Source organism: Mesorhizobium sp. LNHC232B00 (genome assembly GCF_000502435.1).
GTDB lineage: Bacteria > Pseudomonadota > Alphaproteobacteria > Rhizobiales > Rhizobiaceae > Mesorhizobium > Mesorhizobium opportunistum.
This window is the reverse complement of sequence record NZ_AYWP01000014.1, coordinates 158,407-172,902: the sequence shown is the minus strand read 5'-3', so window position 1 is coordinate 172,902 and position 14,496 is coordinate 158,407. Positions and strand designations below refer to the sequence as shown.

Genomic DNA, 14,496 nt, shown 5'->3' with positions numbered 1-14,496 from the left:
ACCTCCAGCTTCGATAGAAATCCGAGTCTACAGCATTTCCCTGGCATCTGAGTTAATATTGCGGCTAAGGGATCCGAATTCAGCCTTGGGAGAGCTGTGTGGACGTTGCCGCTTGGTTGCGAGGCCTCGGCCTCCAGCAATACGAGCAGGCATTCCGCGACAACGCGATCGACGCGGAAGTCCTGCCGGAGCTGACCGATGCCGACCTTGAGAAGCTCGGTATGCTCCTCGGTCATCGCAAGCGATTCCGCAAGGCGGTAGTGGGGTTGGGGCCGTCGCCAAGTCATCCCGGCGCGAGCACCGATGACATCGCGGTTCAGAGCCGCACCCGGGAGCTAAGCGCGGAACGTCGACAGCTGACTGTTATGTTCATCGATCTCGTCGCCTCGACGGCCTTGGCGACGCGTCTGGATCCAGAGGACCTGCGCGAGACCATCGGAGCGTATCACCGTTGTGTCGCCGATATCGTCCCTCACTTCGGCGGCTTCGTCGCCAAGTATATGGGCGACGGCGTTTTGGTGTATTTCGGCTACCCGCAGGCGCACGAGAACGCCGCCGAGCAGGCGGTGCGCGCTGGCCTTGCGCTCGTCGATGCCGTTAGGCGACTCCCAGAGCCCGAGCCATTGCAGGTTCGTATCGGCATCGGCACCGGACAGGTCGTCGTTGGCGATCTGATCACCGCCGGCGATGGGCAAGAGCGCGGCGTCGTGGGCGAGACGCCGAACCTCGCCGCCCGGCTGCAAGCTCTTGCTGAACCCGACGCGGTCGTGATCGGGCCGCAAACGCGGCAGCTGGTCGGCGATCTTTTCGAATATCGTGATCTTGGCGCCGTCGAGGTAAAAGGCTTTCCGGAGCCGATCCATCCTTATCAAGTGGTTCGTGAGAGCGCCGTCGAAAGCCGGTTCGAGGCGCTGCATGGGACGACGCCGACGCCGCTGGTCGGGCGTGAGGAGGAGGTCGATCTGCTGCAGCGACACTGGCATCGCGCCAAAAGTGGTGAGGGTCGAGTGGTGCTGCTCTCAGGCGAGCCCGGCATCGGAAAGTCGCGCCTCACCGTCACCTTGCAGGAACGGATCCAGAATGAGCCACACACCCGATTGCGCTATTTCTGTTCGCCGCACCATCAAGACAGCGCGCTCCACCCGACCATTGCGCAGCTAGAACGTGCCGCCGGGTTGGAGCGCGACGATCCGCCTGATAGCAAGCTGGATAAGCTTGCGGCCCTTATTGNCTGCTGGCCGACCTACTGTCCTTGCCGACCGAAGGCCGCTTCCCGCCTCTCCAACTGACGCCCCAGCGTAAGAAAGAGAAAACCTTCGATGCGCTGCTCCGGCAGCTCGAAGACCTGGCGCGACAAGGTCCGGTGCTGATGCTCTTCGAGGACGTCCACTGGATTGACCCGAGCTCGCGCGAGCTGCTCGACCTGGTCATCGAGCGGGTGCCGCGCCTGCCGGTGTTGCTTCTCCTCACGTTCCGCCCCGAGTTTCAACCGCCGTGGACCGGGCAGGCGCACGTCACCGTTCTGGTCCTCAATCGACTCGACCGTCGTGAAGGCGCCGCGCTGGTCCAGCGGGTCGTTGGCAGCGGGGAGCTGCCGAGCGACGTTGTCGCGGAGATCATCGAGCGCACGGNGCCGCGCTGGTCCAGCGGGTCGTTGGCAGCGGGGAGCTGCCGAGCGACGTTGTCGCGGAGATCATCGAGCGCACTGATGGGGTGCCACTGTTCGTCGAGGAGCTGACCAAGGCGGTGTTGGAAAGCGGCAACGCTAGGACGGTGCTCTCAAGAGCTGCCGCGACGGCGTTGAATGTTCCCGCCACGCTGCATGCTTCGTTGATGGCGCGGCTCGATCGCCTCGGCTCAGCCGTTAAGGAGGTCGCACAGGTCGGCGCGGTTCTCGGTCGGGAGTTCTCCTACGAATTGCTGGCAGCGGTCGCACAGGGAAATACCGTTGAGCTAGATGGCGCCCTGGATCAACTCGTCGGCGCCGGTCTGGTGTTCTGCCGAGGGACGCGGCCAATGGCCACTTATCTCTTCAAGCATGCGCTCGTTCAGGACGCAGCCTATGGCACGCTGCTGCGCGCCAAACGCCAGGAGCTACATAAGCGTGTCGCATATACGTTGGAGGAAAGGTGGACCGAAAACACTGAAGCGCACCCCGAACTCCTCGCGCATCACCTTCAGGAAGCCGGGGATTGGGCGCGCGCGCTCGATCACTGGCAAAAGGCGGGAGAGGCAGCCGTGGCCAGAGCTGCCACTCGGGAAGCCGTGTCGCACTTTTCCAGTGCTATTGACTGCAGCCGAAGACTTGGCGATGTGTCCGGAGGCGGCGAACGGATGACACGTCTCCACCTTGCGATGGCCAATGCCTTGATGCAGGCTGAAGGGTATCGTTCTGAGCGCCTCGGGAAGACGCTTGAAGATGCACGTCTTGCCGCCGCGAACACTGCATCGGTCGAATTGCAATGTGACGTTGCGCTTTCGCTCGCTCCATTTTTTTATGCCAGTGGGCGCAATCACGATTACCTGACCCTAGCCGAAGAGCAGATCGCAACCTTTAACGGTCGCCTTCCAGCGGCTTATCTGAGTGGTCTTTGGGCAACAAAGGGGATTGCTCATCTCAACCGCGGAGAACCAGCACTGGGAGAGGCGGCCTTGCGCAAGGCCTTGGTTCTGATCGATCGCGTTGACCCAAGTCGTCGTATTTTGCTCGCCGGTGCCGATCAACGTGTCTCTACCCAGATCTATCTTAGCGATTCGCTGACCATATTGGGTTTCTTTGATGCTGCAGTCGAAGAGAAAGAGCGCTTGGTTCGAACCTTTGACCAGCTGGATAAGCCCTTCGACCTCGCCTGGTATCTTCTCGCTCAGTGCGAGTTGTGCGCGCTACTCGGTCAATACGAGGAACTCCTTGAGAAAGCTACGAAGATCGTCAAGATTTGCGAACGGCATGGTTACACCGCGCGTCGAAGCGGCGGCATCAGGTGGCGTGGCCATGCCCGTTCGCATCTAGGTGAGCTCGATGCCGGCATCGATGACGTCCGGGAGAGTATGGTTCTTTGGCGTGGGCAGGGTGTCGTATTTCATACCCCTGAGAAAGCATGCGAACTTTGTGATCTTCTCCTGCGTGCCGGTCGCATCGAAGACGCATCGCAAATGCTTGATGATGTCGATACCCTCGTTTTCGATACGGACGAAGCGAGTTGCCTGGCCGAATGTATTCGCTTACGAGGCCAAATCGCCGCGAGCAGAGGTGACCTGACAGGTGCCGCGCACCTATTCGAAACAGCAATTTTCACAGCCCGTCGGCAGCAAGCGAAACTCTTCGAGCTTCGCGCCGTAACGCAACTTGCGCTAGTTCTGGCACGTCAAGGTCATGTCCATGAGGCCGCGACACGTCTGGAAGCGGTGGTCCACACATTTAACACTAGGTATCCAATCGTCGACCTCGTCACGGCACAAAGGGCGTTGGACGTATTGAGCTGTTGAGGTCGCACAATCTGCGTTGGTTCCGGACAACGCCGTTTGCGTCGATTTGATGCAAGCTTCGCTCATTGCGCACCGAAGACACGGGTTCGTCCGTTTGAACTGGAATATGACCGAATGGTTGAGATGAGACGTTCACGCTTGTCCCGCGTCCTAACATGACGCATCTGCGAAGGTGCGGCAGGAAGCTCGATGTCCTCAGGAAACGGACATCTCCATATCGCCATTTAAGAGTGTCCGAATTTGATCAATTTGTCAGTGATCCGGCCCTCGCATTCGGCGTCGCTTCTCATTCAGCCGTTTCTCCGGCGGCCAGGCGGTGATGATATGCTTGCCGTCCGAAAGGACATAGACCCGTTCGCCGACGCGATCGATTTTGACCGAGTAGATAGACACCTTTTTCGATCGCTTCTCGATCGCCTTGGCATAGCCGTTCTTGATGTCCCGAACCATGTCCGAGAACTCGCCAGGTTGGAGGACGATCCCGTATCGCCGCCAGAGCTGCCGATGAAAATGCCAGTGCCTTTTAGGTATAGAAGCGCCGAGCCAAAGGGGATTGAAGTAAGGCTTCTTGCTCATCGGCAGCTGCTCGCTTCCTGGAAAATCTGTCGGAGCGTCTGCACTCGGCTCAGCGTAGGCGATGGGTCGGTATCGCCGCTCGCGAGCCTGATGAATTCAATCCATGCGATTTCATTTGGCGTGATCGCCGTCTCTGCGGTGCGCCTTCGGTGGAAGACAATCGAGACTTCGTCCTCGGCACCCGTCATTTGCCGAAGATCCCTCGGAGCGCAGCCCTGGCCCTCGACGTCAAGCTCGGGTCCGAGTAGTTGGAGGCCTTGCGGATCTCCTCCAACCAAGCCGTCTCGTTTTCGGTCACGAGGGTCCCGAAAATCTTTCGGATCGCCAATTCGGTCGTGTCACCGCCGAGCTGCTCGACTGCCATCATGAAGAGCAAGGCGGGATCACACTCAAGTGCTTTTGCCAGGGCCGGGACGCGATCGAGCGGTAGCTTGCTGTTGCCGGCCTTGATATTGGTGAGCATGTTATGTTGAGCGAAGCCGGCCTCGCTTGAGATCAGCGCCTGAGTCTTGCGTGACTTCAGCTCTAGAATTCGTTTTTCGACAAATTTAGCTAGCCTTGTTTCGGAATAGGGTCTGCTTGTTGACTGCTTTGCCATCGATCTTTCTTTCAAACTCACAACGTAGAGCGCTGATTGATGTGAGTTATAGCGAGCGACTGATGGGTTATTTTTTTGTATGCACGGCAAAATGCTTAGGCTTTTCGTTTGCCTTTCTCGTTGTCCTTAACTCTTGTGCACTGTGCGCGAGGGAACTGCGAGCACGGTGGACCCCGAGTTCGCGCCGGCTTCTTACCATCCAAGGCAACGCAGCCCTACAACGCCACACTCATTTTCCGCCTCACTAGACTCTGCGCTCGATGTCTGCGCAAAAATAAGCAGCAGACGCAAACTGGTGTAAGTTCAGGATTGCGTGCCACTCGCGCTCCTGCTGCGTTCCGGAAAATTGCGCGCAGTCCTGCAATGCCAGCCCCACGACCGAAACTGAGGCCGGGAAGGCGTAGCTCCGATGATGTAAAATCTTGTTGCACGCCTCCCGGAATGTCAGCTCATCGTCGCGCCCATCCCTGAGAAGCAGACCGACCTTCCTATCCGCTAGCATCCTCCATTCGTCGTCTCTCGTGTCGGAAGGATATTTTTCAAATACAATGTTGCGGATCATCCCCGCAGTAGCGAGAAGCCGCTTGAGGAGCATGGTCTCAATGCTGCCCTGGCAGTCGTCCAGGAAAATGTCGCATTCCGGATTCCTGGTGATTGCCGGCTCGACATGCTGGAGCGCGATCACCAGACAAGAGATTAAGAACGCATCTTCAATTATGCTCGATGTCACAACAGCATTGTTGTTCAAGACTCCCTCCCCAGGGGTTGCACTTGCCACTCGGCGTCCATGGTTGGCTTCGACCCACAACGTCTCCCACTAGAGGACTAGCAGACGCGCCTGTCACTATTCTAGCCAAAGCTGGTGGAGCACCACTTCGAGGGGGCCGGTGCGAACCCCGAGCTATGCTGGTGGAAGAATAAAAAAGGGGAATCTGTCCAACGCAGCTTTTTTTGCAGCAATCGTCACGTCGCCATAGTTGTCACCGGCGGTCTTGCCCGCGTGGCCTTGGATTGCGTCCAGAATTCGACCCGAAATCCCCAGCTCTGTCCCAACTGTTTTGAACCGATGCCGCCATGCATGGTTGGGCGGAACGCCTTCGGGGATTAAGTCCAGGCCCTGAAGCCACTGGCTCACGCGACCAGCTACTGTGCGTGCCGCGGTGATCCCATCCTTGCTGTTTGCATGAAACAGGGGGCCGTCGGGCGCCGCATCGACGAAACCCATGAAGCCCATTTCGACTACCTGTAGGTGCAGCGGCACGTCCCGATATCCACCCGCCTTTACCGTGCCAGCATCTGGCGTGATCCGCATGACGTAGGTCTCACCTTCCTTACGAAAGTCTTGCTTTCGGAGCTGGGTGATTTCGGCAATGCGCGCGCCCGTGAAAGCACATAGGAGCGGAGACCATCTCTTCGCTGCCGTTGTCTGTGGCGCTTCTGTAGTGCGGGGATTCTCAGTTTTCGCGGGAACGTAGTCGCGGGCCTTCCGGAGAATCGCAATCGCTTCATGCAGCGTAAAACCCTTCTCGCGGCTGAGCTGTTTTTTCGGCGCGTCCTGCCGAACCCGTTCGGCGACATTCGATTCCAGGCGGTCGTTATTGACGGCCCATGACAAGACAGTGCGCACCGACGCGAGGTCAACGTCAGCAACCGTCTTTGCAGACAGCGTCTTCAATCGCGCATCACGCCATTCCAAGAGGTTCTGCTTTGTAAGGCGTCTGGCATCGTCATGGCCGATGAATTTGGCCAGGTTGGCAAACACAGACGTCCAGCGCCTTTCGGCCTCCCTGCCCTTTCCAACTGCCTTGCGTGACTTGATATAATCCACCAGCAATCCCTTCAGCGGAACGGGCGGCAGTTCATCCTCAATCGGCTTCGTCTCGGCGATGAGGGGGTGGGTCGGCTTGCCCGTGAAATCGCCCTCATCCCTTTCGGCGACACGGGATAGGGCCTCGTATTCGGAAATGCAGATCGCGCGCGCCAGTGTGCGCCACTCTTCGGTTCCAAACTCGGCAGTCGTGTTTCCAATCGCCCGGAAACGGTCAATCCGATTTTCGACCAGTTCAGCAAGATCCCTGTCGTCTAGTTGGCCGGCCATTCCCCGTCGCAATTGTGCGACAGCGCCATCGTCAATAGAGCTGGAGGCCCATTGCGGACCGGCATTCCTGAGCCTCTCATCTTGCGCGAGGCGATCATTGTAATTGCGCAGGGCGATCTGGTCCAACGTCAAGGGATAGCGGCCGAGAACCTGGGCCCGATTCCCTGCCGCGGCTGCACGTCGCTCGCCCAGCGCCATTTGATGCTGAAGGGCAGCGACAGCGCCTGGCAGTGCCTTCAGTGCCGTTCGATAGTCAGGTCCAAGGGCTGTTCGCAGCTCTGTCTTGCCGTTCATGAAAGGCCGAAGGTCTTTCGGGACCACAAGCCGAGCAAAGTAGCGACCGTCTCGATTTAGGAGATTTCGAACGCGCCCAGCCATAAATCCAGTCCATTTGTTACACAATTTGTAACCTCAGAATGGACAGAAAGCCCTCTGTGTCAAGGGTTTGAGCAATTTCAAAAGGATAGGCTGGTGCTGCGAGAGAGGATTGAACTCTCGACCTCTCCCTTACCAAGGGAGTGCTCTACCACTGAGCTACCGCAGCCGCTGATGGCGGGCTTCTGCCATATCGAACCGGCAAGCGCAAGGCCAAGTGCAACGCTTCTGTTAAAGCCTTTGCCGGATAGCTTTTAATGACATGGCGGCGCCACAATGTTGGCTATCCCTGAATGGGTGTCGGCCGACAGGCAGGCGGGACGGGACGATGAACGACAAGACAAATCAAGCCAAAAAGGGCGGCACGGACCGAAAGGACCGGCTCGCCGAGCAATTGCGGGCCAATCTGCAGAAGCGCAAGGCGCAGTCGCGCTCACGCCGCACTGGCGACGCCGACAAGCGGCGCGCCGGGGAAGCCGACCAGCGGCCGGAGGGGCTCGGCGGAGCCAAGGAAATACAAAAAGATTAACTCAAATCGGCCACTGTTGGACCGGAGTGGGCGAAATCCTATTTCTTGAACCACGCCGGCCAATGGTCTAGACGGGCCGATACTCAAACGATTGAACCGGCCTTTTCTGGCCGAGAGGGACGTTTTCCATGGATCGCATCAGAATTGTCGGCGGCAACAAGCTTGCCGGAAGCATTCCGATTTCGGGCGCGAAAAACGCGGCCCTGCCGCTGATGATCGCCTCGCTGTTGACCGACGACACGCTGACGCTGGAAAACGTGCCGCATCTGGCCGACGTCGAGCAGTTGATCCGGATCCTCGGCAATCACGGCGTCGACTATTCGGTCAATGGCCGCCGCGAGAAGCAGAATGAAGGCTATTCGCGCACCATCAACTTCTCCGCCCGCAACATCGTCGACACGACCGCGCCTTACGAGCTGGTGTCGAAGATGCGGGCGTCGTTCTGGGTGATCGGCCCGCTGCTGGCCCGCATGGGCGAGGCGAAAGTGTCGCTGCCGGGCGGCTGCGCCATCGGCACGCGCCCGGTCGATCTGTTCCTCGAAGGCCTGCAGGCGCTGGGCGCCGACATCGATGTCGACACCGGCTATGTGCTCGCCAAGACCAGGAACGGCCGCCTTGTCGGCAACCGCTACGTGTTCCCGAAAGTCTCCGTCGGCGCCACCCATGTGCTGATGATGGCGGCGTCGCTGGCCAAGGGCGAGACGTTGCTGGAGAACGCCGCCTGCGAGCCCGAGATCGTCAACCTCGCCGAATGCCTCAATGCCATGGGCGCCAGGATCTCCGGCGCCGGCACGCCAACCATCACCATTGACGGCGTCGAAGCGCTTTCGGGCGCCCGCGTGCGCGTCATCCCGGACCGCATCGAGACCGGTACCTATGCCATGGCCGTCGCCATGACCGGCGGCGACGTGGTGCTCGAAGGCGCGCGTCCCGAATTGCTGCAGACCGCGCTGGACGTGATCGCCCAGACGGGCGCCGAGATCACGCAGACCAATTCCGGCATCCGCGTCAAGCGCAACGGCGCCGGCATTTCGCCGGTCGACGTGACGACGGCGCCCTTCCCGGCCTTCCCGACCGATCTGCAGGCGCAGTTCATGGGCCTGATGACGATGGCCAAGGGCAAGTCGCGCATCACCGAGACGATCTTCGAGAACCGTTTCATGCATGTGCAGGAATTGGCTCGGCTTGGTGCCCACATCACGCTTTCGGGCCAGACGGCGATCGTCGACGGCGTGGCGAAGCTGAAAGGCGCGCCGGTTATGGCCACCGATCTTCGCGCTTCCGTCTCGCTGGTCATTGCCGGCCTGGCCGCCGAAGGCGAGACCACGGTCAACCGTGTCTACCATCTCGACCGCGGCTTCGAGCGGCTGGAAGAGAAGCTCTCCAACTGCGGCGCGGTGATCGAGCGGATTTCGGCGTAAGGCAACTGCCTTCCAGCGCTGGCGATTGGCGAAAGCCGAAGCCACATCCAATCTCCCCCTTTGCGGGGGAGATCAGCGGTTCCGCCGATGGCGCCGCCAGTTCATTGCTTGGGCCGGATTCCGTGCTGCGGTTGCACCGACCGGAAAGACCGCCTAACAGAGGGCTTAAACCAACTTTCAGGTGCACTTTCAGCATGGCAGCCCTCAAACTCATCGCGCTCGACGATCAGGATCTGAGCATTGTCTCGGCCCATGTCCAGGACGCCGTGATGAAGGTTTCGGACCTCGAATTCCTGCCTTCGGCCAAGCGTTTCGTGCTGACCATGAACCGCTATGTCTGGGAGGCAAAGTCGGGCCTGTTTCGCCAGCACAATGAGCGGCGGCAGGCCGTACTGCATTTCGACCGGGTGCTCGGCGCCAAGACCAACGGCATAGCCCGCGACAAGCCGGCCGAGATCCTGTCCCTGCTGGCGGTCAGCTTCATCGAGATCAGCAAGCCGTCCGGCATCGTCGAGCTGATCTTTTCCGGTGGCGGCACCATCATGCTCGATGTCGAGTGCATCGAGGCCCGCCTTGCCGATATCGGCGGCGCGTGGGAAGCCACGTCGCGGCCCGTCCACAAGGCTTGAATATCCGATGGCCATCACGCTTCGTCAGTCCGACGCCGATTTCGAGCAGCGTTTCGCCGCTTTCCTGTTGACCAAGCGGGAAGTCTCCGAGGACGTCGACGCCGCCGTGCGGCAGATCATCGCGCGCGTGCGTGCCGAGGGCGATGCGGCGCTGATCGACTACACACGAAGGTTCGACCGTGCCGATTTGACCAGCCTCGGCATTGCGGTGTCGAAGGAAGACATTGCGGCCGCCTACGAAACGGCCGACCCGAAGGCGGTTGAAGCGCTTGAATTCGCGCGCGACCGTATCCGTTCCCACCATGAGCGGCAGCGGCCCAAGGATGATCGCTACACGGATGCCGCCGGCGTCGAGCTCGGCTGGCGGTGGACGGCGATCGAGGCGGTCGGGCTCTACGTGCCGGGCGGCACCGCAAGCTACCCAAGCTCGGTGCTGATGAACGCCGTGCCCGCCCGGGTGGCCGGCGTCGAGCGCATCGTCATGGTCGTGCCGGCGCCGGGCGGCATCATCAATCCGCTGGTGCTGGTGGCGGCCGACATATCAGGCGTGTCCGAGATCTACCGCGTCGGCGGCGCGCAGGCGATAGCGGCACTTGCCTATGGCACCGAGACCATAAAGCCGGTCGCAAAGATCGTCGGGCCCGGCAATGCCTATGTCGCGGCGGCCAAGCGCCAGGTGTTCGGCACGGTCGGCATCGACATGATCGCCGGCCCCTCGGAAGTGCTCGTCGTGGCCGACGGCAGCAACGATCCGGACTGGATCGCCGCCGACCTGCTCGCCCAGGCCGAGCACGATGCGTCGGCGCAATCGATCCTGATCACCGACGAGCCGGCTTTCGGCAAGGCGGTTGAACAGGCGGTCGAGCGCCAGTTGCAGAGCCTGCCGCGAACCGAGACGGCGTCGGCGAGCTGGCGCGATTTCGGCGCGGTGATCCTGGTGCCAACGATCGACGCGGCATTGCCGCTGGTCGACCGCATCGCCGCCGAGCATGTCGAGCTGGCAATAGATGATGCCGAGGGCTTCCTGTCGCGGATGCGCAATGCCGGCGCGGTTTTTCTCGGCCGTCATACGCCGGAAGCCATTGGCGACTATGTCGGCGGCTCCAACCATGTGTTGCCGACGGCGCGCTCGGCGCGCTTCTCGTCGGGCCTGTCGGTCCTCGACTTCGTCAAGCGTACCTCGATCCTCAAGCTCGGACCGGAACAGTTGCGCCTGCTGGCGCCCGCGGCGGTCGCGCTGGCAAAGGCGGAAGGGCTCGACGCGCATGGCCGCTCCGTCACCATCCGGCTGAATACGTAGGCCGATATGACGGGCTCCGATCAAACCCGCGCAAAACTGATCGATGTCGAACTCGATGAATCGATCGGTCGTTCGACGCCCGATGTCGAGCATGAGCGGGCGGTGGCGATCTTCGACCTGATCGAGGAGAACAGTTTTCAGCCCGTCAACGACAGTGGCGCCGGTCCCTACCGGCTGAAACTGTCGCTGGCCGAGCAGCGCCTGGTGTTCGCCGTGGCGCGCGAGGACGGTAGCGCGGTCGTCACCCACATCCTGTCGCTGACGCCTCTGCGGCGCATCGTCAAGGATTACTACATGATCTGCGAAAGCTATTACGACGCCATCCGCTCCTCGACGCCGAGCCATATCGAGGCGATCGACATGGGCCGCCGGGGTTTGCACAATGAAGGCTCGCAGACGCTGATGGACCGGCTTTCGGGCAAGATCGACATCGATTTCGATACGGCGCGCCGGCTGTTCACGCTGGTGTGCGTGCTGCACTGGCGGGGCTAATCCTGGCTATCCTGCCCCGCTCTATCCTGTTCCTGTGCGGCATGAATGCCGTGCGCTCGCCGATGGCAGAGCAGCTGGCACGCCGGATGCTGCCCGCCACCACCTTCGTCGCTTCGGCCGGTGTGCGCGCCGGCGAGCGGGACCCATTCGTCGATGCCGTGCTGGCCGAGGACGGTCTCACGCTGGGCGAGCGCCATCCACGGACGCTGGACGAGCTCGAGGATGACTATTTCGACCTCATCGTGACGCTGGCGCCGGAGGCGCACCATGCGGCGCTGGAGCTCACCCGCTCGCTTGCCGTCGAGGTCGAATATTGGCCGACACCGGACCCGACCGGTGCCGGCGGCACGCGCGAGCAGATCATGGCCAGCTATCGCGACGTGCGCGAGCGGCTGAAAGCCCGGATCGGCCGCAGGTTCGTCGCTCCAGACCATCCGGATTAAGCGTGTTCACAAGCGAACGATTATCATATAGGTTCCGCCGAAATTCCAGCCGGGGCGCTGGAATTGCCATCCAAGCAAAGGTATCGAATGCCGAAGGAAGAAGTCCTCGAGTTTCCGGGTGTCGTGACGGAATTGCTGCCCAACGCGATGTTCCGGGTAAAGCTCGAAAACGAACACGAGATCATCGCCCATACGGCCGGCCGCATGCGCAAGAACCGCATCCGCGTGCTGACCGGCGACAAGGTTCTGGTCGAGATGACGCCATACGACCTGACCAAGGGCCGCATCACCTACCGCTTCAAGTAAGATCAGGGCTCGGCCGGAACGCGATGAGCATTTTGCAGAAGCTGGTGCTTGCCTCGGGTTCGCCGCGCCGTATCGAACTCCTGCAGCAGGCCGGCATCGAGCCGGACCGCATCCTGCCAGCCGATATCGACGAGACGCCGCTGCGTGCCGAGCATCCGCGTTCGCTGGCCAAGCGGCTGTCGAAGGAAAAGGCCGAGAAAGCGTTCGCGTCGCTGAAGACCGAGACGGACCATGCGCCAAGCTTCGTGCTGGCTGCCGACACGGTGGTCGCGGTCGGGCGGCGCATCCTGCCCAAGGCCGAGACGCTCGATGATGCCGCCAACTGCCTCGGCCTGCTGTCGGGCCGTTCGCACCGGGTCTATTCAGGCATCTGCCTGATCACGCCGGGCGGCAAGTTGCGCCAGCGGCTGGTCGAGACGCGGGTTCGCTTCAAGCGGCTGCCGCGCGAGGAAATCGACGCCTATGTCGCGTCCGGCGAGTGGCGTGGCAAGGCAGGCGGCTACGCCGTCCAGGGTCTCGCCGGCGCCTTCGTCGTGAAGTTGGTCGGCTCGTACACCAACATCGTCGGCTTGCCGCTCTACGAGACGGTGGCGCTGCTGTCGGGCGAGGGCTTCAAGATCCATCAAAACTGGTTGTCCCCACGGCTATGAGCCCCGACGACAAAGTGACCCCGCTGCGCCCCAAGCGCCCCTGCCCCGAATGTGGCAAGCCCTCGGCGCGCGAGACCTACCCATTCTGCTCGACGCGCTGCAAGGACATCGACCTCAACCGCTGGCTGAAGGGCGCCTATGTCATCAAGGCCCGTGACGACGAGGAAGAGCCGGACGCCGACGAGCCGAAATAAAGCGGCCATCGGCGACATGCTCTGATCAGGCCGCTTCCGTCTTGCGCTTCACGCGCGCCCAGGCCGGCAGCCAGTCGCCGTGAGCGGCCAGGAGATCATCGACCAATGACCAGATCTGGTCGAGATCGAGTTCGGCCGATGTGTGCGGGTCCATCATCGCTGCATGATAAATATGCTCGCGGTTCTCGCTCATCAGCGCCCGCACCGTCAGTTCCTGGACGTTGATGTTTGTGCGGATCAGTGCCGTCAGTTGCGGCGGCAGGTCGCCGATGTAGGTCGGCTGGATGCCGGAGGCATCGACAAGGCACGGTACTTCGGCGGCGCAATCGCGGGGCAGCGAGGTGATGCAGCCATTGTTGCGGACATTGCCGTAGATCACCGAGGGTTCGCCGGTCCAGACCGAATTCATGATCGAGGAGGCGTATTCCCGGGACGGCTCCACCTCGATACGGTCGGCCGAGCGATAGGCCTGCGCCTGGTCCTTCCAGTGCTCAATCTGTTCGATGCAGCGCTTGGGGTATTCATCGAGCGGAATGCCGTATTTCTCGATCAAATCGGGGCGACCGTCCTTTATGAAATAGGGCGTGTATTCAGCGACATGCTCCGAACTCTCGGTGACGAAGAAACCCAGCCTGGTCAGCATCTCGTAGCGCACCTTGTTGGGACAGCGCGGGTTCCAGCCGGGCTTGGGCGCGCGGCCCTCGCGATAGGCGCGAACGAGATCGGGATAGAGGTTGCGATAGGAGCCGTCCGCCTGCCGATGCTCGAACTTCAGGTAGAAGGCCATGTGGTTGATGCCGGCCGAGCGATAGCGGATTTCCTCGTAGGGAAGGTCGAGATCGTGTGCCAATTCCATCGCCGTGCCCTGCACCGAATGGCAGAGGCCGACCTGTTTGATATCAGGGTATTTCTCCGATATTGCCCAGGTGTTGATCGCCATCGGGTTGACGTATTGCAGCATGATCGCTTCGGGGCAGACGGCGAGCATGTCCTCGCAGATCTTCCACAGATGCGGAACGGTCCGCAGGCCGCGCATGATGCCGCCGACGCCGAGCGTGTCGGCGATCGTCTGGCGCAGGCCGTATTTCTTCGGCACTTCGAAGTCGGTGACGGTGCAGGGCTCGTAGCCGCCGATCTGAAAGGCGACGACGACGAAGTCGGCGCCGGCGAGTGCCTTGCGCTGGTCGGAGTAGGTCTCGGCCTTCGCCTTGACGCCGAGCGTCGCGATCAGCTTGTTGACGACGACGGCGCTCTCCTCCAGCCGCTGCGGATTGATGTCCATCAGAGCGATCGTCGCGCCCGACAGCGACGGGCGCTGCAGCACGTCGCCGACGATGTTCTTCATGAACACCGTCGAGCCGGCGCCGATGAATGTGATCCTGGGATTTTCTGCCACGCT

16 protein-coding genes and 1 tRNA gene are annotated in these 14,496 nt (G+C 61.1%); 11 read left to right on the top strand and 6 right to left on the bottom strand.

Translation table 11 applies throughout. The features are described from left to right. Positions 1-98: 98 nt before the first annotated feature. Both X743_RS1000000169860 and X743_RS1000000169850 read left to right on the top strand, forming a co-directional pair. The gene (locus X743_RS1000000169860; RefSeq protein ID WP_051508558.1) at positions 99-1,289 is read left to right on the top strand and encodes an adenylate/guanylate cyclase domain-containing protein; all 1,191 of its coding nucleotides are present in this window, start codon (positions 99-101) and stop codon (positions 1,287-1,289) included. Between the two features lie 424 nt (positions 1,290-1,713). Continuing rightward, positions 1,714-3,486 carry a hypothetical protein gene (locus X743_RS1000000169850; RefSeq protein WP_051508556.1) on the top strand — a complete coding sequence of 591 codons (1,773 nt, stop codon included), beginning with the start codon at positions 1,714-1,716 and terminating at the stop codon, positions 3,484-3,486. 252 nt (positions 3,487-3,738) lie between these two features. Here X743_RS1000000169850 and X743_RS1000000172155 read toward each other — a convergent pair whose 3' ends face one another. The 5 genes from X743_RS1000000172155 to X743_RS150600 form a co-directional block, all read right to left on the bottom strand. Next, a complete protein-coding gene (locus tag X743_RS1000000172155; protein ID WP_156934449.1) occupies positions 3,739-4,062 on the bottom strand; it encodes a hypothetical protein in 324 nt (107 codons plus the stop codon). A 184-nt stretch (positions 4,063-4,246) separates the two neighbouring features. Continuing rightward, positions 4,247-4,660: a hypothetical protein gene (locus tag X743_RS150585; protein WP_023766687.1), complete on the bottom strand. Its 414-nt coding sequence runs from the start codon at positions 4,658-4,660 to the stop codon at positions 4,247-4,249. Between the two features lie 244 nt (positions 4,661-4,904). Further along, on the bottom strand, positions 4,905-5,408 hold the full coding sequence (locus X743_RS150590) for a hypothetical protein (protein ID WP_156934448.1): 504 nt from the start codon (positions 5,406-5,408) through the stop codon (positions 4,905-4,907). A 153-nt stretch (positions 5,409-5,561) separates the two neighbouring features. Next, a complete protein-coding gene (locus X743_RS150595; RefSeq protein ID WP_198028449.1) occupies positions 5,562-7,052 on the bottom strand; it encodes a hypothetical protein in 1,491 nt (496 codons plus the stop codon). 175 nt (positions 7,053-7,227) lie between these two features. Further along, a tRNA-Thr gene (locus X743_RS150600) sits at positions 7,228-7,302 on the bottom strand. Positions 7,303-7,461: 159 nt separating this feature from the next. On the opposite strand from X743_RS150600, the gene X743_RS01000000169105 reads away from it, so the two are divergent. From X743_RS01000000169105 to yacG, 9 genes are all read left to right on the top strand, one after another. Beyond that, positions 7,462-7,662 (top strand): hypothetical protein, encoded by a 201-nt coding sequence (locus X743_RS01000000169105; RefSeq protein WP_023766684.1) that lies wholly within the window; start codon positions 7,462-7,464, stop codon positions 7,660-7,662. A 128-nt stretch (positions 7,663-7,790) separates the two neighbouring features. Further along, positions 7,791-9,083 carry a UDP-N-acetylglucosamine 1-carboxyvinyltransferase gene (gene murA / locus X743_RS150605; RefSeq protein ID WP_023766683.1) on the top strand — a complete coding sequence of 431 codons (1,293 nt, stop codon included), beginning with the start codon at positions 7,791-7,793 and terminating at the stop codon, positions 9,081-9,083. A 194-nt stretch (positions 9,084-9,277) separates the two neighbouring features. After that, on the top strand, positions 9,278-9,712 hold the full coding sequence (locus tag X743_RS150610; protein WP_023766682.1) for a DUF2948 family protein: 435 nt from the start codon (positions 9,278-9,280) through the stop codon (positions 9,710-9,712). A gap of 7 nt (positions 9,713-9,719) precedes the next feature. After that, entirely contained in the window at positions 9,720-11,012 is a 1,293-nt protein-coding gene (gene hisD, locus X743_RS150615; RefSeq protein ID WP_023766681.1) for a histidinol dehydrogenase, read from the top strand. Between the two features lie 6 nt (positions 11,013-11,018). Then, positions 11,019-11,504, top strand: coding sequence for a UPF0262 family protein (locus tag X743_RS150620; RefSeq protein WP_023766680.1), 486 nt, complete (start codon positions 11,019-11,021; stop codon positions 11,502-11,504). Beyond that, positions 11,492-11,947 (top strand): low molecular weight phosphatase family protein, encoded by a 456-nt coding sequence (locus tag X743_RS150625; RefSeq protein ID WP_084555549.1) that lies wholly within the window; start codon positions 11,492-11,494, stop codon positions 11,945-11,947. Before X743_RS150620 ends, X743_RS150625 begins: the two co-directional genes overlap by 13 nt. A gap of 87 nt (positions 11,948-12,034) precedes the next feature. Beyond that, positions 12,035-12,253 (top strand): translation initiation factor IF-1, encoded by a 219-nt coding sequence (infA, locus tag X743_RS150630; protein WP_006200926.1) that lies wholly within the window; start codon positions 12,035-12,037, stop codon positions 12,251-12,253. Between the two features lie 23 nt (positions 12,254-12,276). After that, positions 12,277-12,903, top strand: coding sequence for a Maf-like protein (locus tag X743_RS150635; protein ID WP_013893693.1), 627 nt, complete (start codon positions 12,277-12,279; stop codon positions 12,901-12,903). After that, the gene (yacG, locus tag X743_RS150640) at positions 12,900-13,097 is read left to right on the top strand and encodes a DNA gyrase inhibitor YacG (protein WP_023766678.1); all 198 of its coding nucleotides are present in this window, start codon (positions 12,900-12,902) and stop codon (positions 13,095-13,097) included. The genes X743_RS150635 and yacG overlap by 4 nt, the downstream gene beginning before the upstream one ends. Before the next feature lie 25 nt (positions 13,098-13,122). Here yacG and X743_RS150645 read toward each other — a convergent pair whose 3' ends face one another. After that, positions 13,123-14,493 carry an alpha-glucosidase/alpha-galactosidase gene (locus X743_RS150645; RefSeq protein WP_023766677.1) on the bottom strand — a complete coding sequence of 457 codons (1,371 nt, stop codon included), beginning with the start codon at positions 14,491-14,493 and terminating at the stop codon, positions 13,123-13,125. Positions 14,494-14,496 lie beyond the last annotated feature (3 nt).

Excerpts from the sequence above, each read along its gene's own strand:
- X743_RS1000000172155 (WP_156934449.1), bottom strand. The coding sequence starts at position 4,062 with ATGAGCAAGAAGCCTTACTTCAATCCCCTTTGGCTCGGCGCTTCTATA.
- X743_RS150585 (WP_023766687.1), bottom strand. The coding sequence starts at position 4,660 with ATGGCAAAGCAGTCAACAAGCAGACCCTATTCCGAAACAAGGCTAGCT.
- X743_RS150595 (WP_198028449.1), bottom strand. The coding sequence starts at position 7,052 with ATGAACGGCAAGACAGAGCTGCGAACAGCCCTTGGACCTGACTATCGA.
- X743_RS01000000169105 (WP_023766684.1), top strand. The coding sequence starts at position 7,462 with ATGAACGACAAGACAAATCAAGCCAAAAAGGGCGGCACGGACCGAAAG.
- murA (WP_023766683.1), top strand. The coding sequence starts at position 7,791 with ATGGATCGCATCAGAATTGTCGGCGGCAACAAGCTTGCCGGAAGCATT.
- X743_RS150610 (WP_023766682.1), top strand. The coding sequence starts at position 9,278 with ATGGCAGCCCTCAAACTCATCGCGCTCGACGATCAGGATCTGAGCATT.
- hisD (WP_023766681.1), top strand. The coding sequence starts at position 9,720 with ATGGCCATCACGCTTCGTCAGTCCGACGCCGATTTCGAGCAGCGTTTC.
- X743_RS150620 (WP_023766680.1), top strand. The coding sequence starts at position 11,019 with ATGACGGGCTCCGATCAAACCCGCGCAAAACTGATCGATGTCGAACTC.
- infA (WP_006200926.1), top strand. The coding sequence starts at position 12,035 with ATGCCGAAGGAAGAAGTCCTCGAGTTTCCGGGTGTCGTGACGGAATTG.
- X743_RS150635 (WP_013893693.1), top strand. The coding sequence starts at position 12,277 with ATGAGCATTTTGCAGAAGCTGGTGCTTGCCTCGGGTTCGCCGCGCCGT.
- yacG (WP_023766678.1), top strand. The coding sequence starts at position 12,900 with ATGAGCCCCGACGACAAAGTGACCCCGCTGCGCCCCAAGCGCCCCTGC.